A 3,058-nucleotide genomic window follows, 5' to 3' on the forward strand; every position below is an offset into this window, starting at 1 on the left:
CGTTTACGGTCGAAACTCGAATATCGGATTCGGCTTTAGGAAAAATTTGACGAGACATCGCATCTTGGAACCAACGTTGTCGGCGTCGCCCCAGAAGGCCCACGAAAGGAATCCGACGGGGTGGAATTAACGGTCATATGAAGGTCTGTTCGATTTGGCTGGTGGGCGTTATCCGCACAATAGAATTCCGCGCATGATTTCCGCACATAAACCATTCTCGGATCGCCATCCGGGCGGCACTTTACGGCGATGTACGGAAATCGGTCGTTTAGCGTACACTAGCGACGTCGCGTACTGGCTCGGAGCGAACTTCTGCCCTTGAACCTTCATACGGCTGCTGTGCGCGGCCATTCATATCGGAGCTGTCGCATGGCAGGGTCGGGGCAGTAAGCGGTCAGTCGGCTGTCCAGACATCCCTTGGTTAGGTCCAATACCCCTAACTCTTGCCTTGGAACTCATCCCAAGCCGTTCGAATTTTGGCAAGTGCATCCACAGCGTCGTCACCATGAGGCGGCCTAAAGCCTTCGCGCTTTGCCTGATCTGCGACCGCTCGAAGACGCCGCCAATCCCCCTTCGTCTTGAGTGTCTGCAAGATCGGCAATACCCGAGAGAAGGCAGTGCCCCAACGAACAAGCATGTCCAGTGGTAACCGGGCCTCGATATGGCTCTCCGAGCGGAGGTACTTAGCTCGGCGATTTACCGTAGGGTCTCCGTTGCCCTCACGTTGGCGGCGAATGTGCCACGCCAACATGTCTGCCGCTTGCAGCGGTAAGTCCCGCATATCGTCGCCGTAGCCGATAGGCATTTTGATCAGGCCACGAGATACCGAGTCTAAATTTTCCACCATATAATCGAAAAACAGGGCGACGTCCGTGTTTACCCCGCTCTGCTCATCAAAGATGAACCTGACCGGTGTGATGGTGCCCATGCCAGCCAAATGACGTGCGACGACCGAAACCGCTCCAAAGGTAAGGCTGAAATAGGCCGTGGAAAGGCCCCGAGGCGACGCCGGGGACACGTGACTTTCGTAGTCTGCCCGACTGACTGAAATATCAAAAGTCCAAGGGGGCCGAATGCGATCGATGACCTCTGCCAACCCCTCCAGTTTTTGGTCGCGAGCTTCTCGGGTCCAACCCGCGAACTGACCGCGTAGACTGTTCGCCTCCGCCATCTTGAGGTACCCAATCGTCGGATACTTTGCCAGCGCCAGACTCCACGCTACGCTGAATTGCTCCCAAGCGTCGTCGCGATTAACCAGTCCCGCGAATACGAGATCGCGTTCACCGATATCGCTGCCGGAGTCATCGAAGTACGCCGAAAGGTCCATCACTCACCTATTTGCCGGCTTCCTTTAGTCGCGACCGACGTAGAACAGAAGCTTTCAGCTGATATCGGTAATGACGGCAAGATGGTTGTCTTTAGCACGGGATGTCGCCTCCTAGATCGTCGCCGCGGTCAGCGCGTTTTCAAACTCAAATTCCGCATTCCGGTCATGTCCTGACCGTTTGATCTTTCGTGAGGGAGACCTCCGGTCTAGTTCGGGTCAGTTTAGGTGTATTTGACTTCCTCGTGTTTCAGCCGGGATCAAACTGTCACGCAATTTAAGTCGTATTGCATGCGATGCATGAATATCTCAGCTAGCATTAGCAGAGCCGCGCTAGGACAAAGTAGGTGAGTAACGAATCCTGTTTATTATTTCTATCGGTACTAGACTCTGTCGCGAGTCGGCGTAGGGATGTATCCGAGTCTCTGCCGCTCTATTTGGAGTTGGAATATGCCGACGGCCCCGCCCGATCTCAAAGGCCTTTCCAAGTACCCCACCATGACCGGCTGGTTTAGTCCAGTGCTGCTTCTGCGCCTGATGTGGCGGGTCATTCTTTCAGACCTCTTCGGGCAATATGCGGATCGACGGCTTATCGTCGCGGCGCTTGATACAGTTCCTCCTGAAGAGCTGGTCGCCCGCGCCCAGCAGTTCCTGCCTGGTAAGGACAACGAGCAGCTGTGGACCTTGGAGCCGGACGGTGAGGGCGCCATCTGGATCGATTTTGTAGCTGATCTGGGGGACGGGTTCGACGCTACCTATGCGATTGCATCGCTTCTCGCGCAGGAGAAGCTTTCAATCGATGGCCATGACTTGAAACGCGGACAGATGCTTTTCATGGGAGGAGACGAAGTCTACCCGCGCGCGACCTCGGAAACATATCGAAAGCAGTTGCGCGATCCTTACGAATGGGCATTCCCGGATCCCAACCTGCGCCTTGTAAAAGGTCCTCCCGTTTACGCGTTGCCGGGTAATCATGACTGGTACGACGGCCTGGTCGTCTTCCTTTCGCTTTTCTGCCGGAAGGACCATTTGCATCTTGGAGGATGGCGCTCGCATCAGCGACGCAGCTACTTTGCCGTCCAGCTGACAGACAATTGGTGGATATGGGCGATCGATGCCCAATTGGACGACGATGTCGACCAACCCCAGAAAGAGTATTTTCTCGAAATCGCCAAGGCCATGCCGGACAATGCGAAGATCATTCTCTGCGGTCCGGAACCCGGCTGGCTTTACACAGGGCAGGCCGGAAACAAAGCCCTGAGTGTCATGAGCTATATCGGATGGATCGCCTTGAACCAGCGGCGAGGGCTGACTGTGTCACTCGTCTTGTCTGGCGATACTCATCATTACAGCAGATATGTTGCGGATGATGGCAATACCCAGTTCGTCACATCCGGTGGGGGAGGAGCCTTCCTTCATCCCACCCATCAGGTGGAAGCGTCAGTCGATCTCAATCGCCCAGACGACGGCTACAGCTGGCTGAATGGCCACATTAAGAAACTGACCTTGGCGACCGATGGACAGGGTGGGGAAGCGGTGTACCCGTCGAAAACCGAAAGCCTGTCCATGTTGGCCGGGAACTTCGCTTTCGCGGCTTATAATCCTCCGTTCGCTATGGTGCTGGGCGGACTCTATTGGCTGGTGGCTTTGGCGGGGCGGCTCCTGCCTGTCGTCATCTATTTCATTTCACCGGTTTTGGTTTTTGCGGGTTTCTTGGGATATACAAGTAAGCAA

Annotated in this window: 2 protein-coding genes; one reads left to right on the plus strand and one right to left on the minus strand. The window is 55.2% G+C overall.

From position 1 onward, the window contains the following. Positions 1-436 precede the first annotated feature (436 nt). Positions 437-1,327 carry a DUF3800 domain-containing protein gene (locus EOA22_RS29085; RefSeq protein WP_063170773.1) on the minus strand — a complete coding sequence of 297 codons (891 nt, stop codon included), beginning with the start codon at positions 1,325-1,327 and terminating at the stop codon, positions 437-439. 447 nt (positions 1,328-1,774) lie between these two features. On the opposite strand from EOA22_RS29085, the gene EOA22_RS29090 reads away from it, so the two are divergent. Next, on the plus strand, positions 1,775-3,058 hold a 1,284-nt coding region (locus EOA22_RS29090; protein ID WP_164755949.1), incomplete at its 3' end, for a metallophosphoesterase.

Source organism: Mesorhizobium sp. M7A.F.Ca.US.014.04.1.1 (genome assembly GCF_003998745.1).
Taxonomy (GTDB): Bacteria; Pseudomonadota; Alphaproteobacteria; order Rhizobiales; family Rhizobiaceae; genus Mesorhizobium; species Mesorhizobium ciceri.

Bases quoted from the DNA above. Each gene is read 5' to 3' on its own strand.
- EOA22_RS29085 (WP_063170773.1), bottom strand. From the start codon at position 1,327: ATGGACCTTTCGGCGTACTTCGATGACTCCGGCAGCGATATCGGTGAA.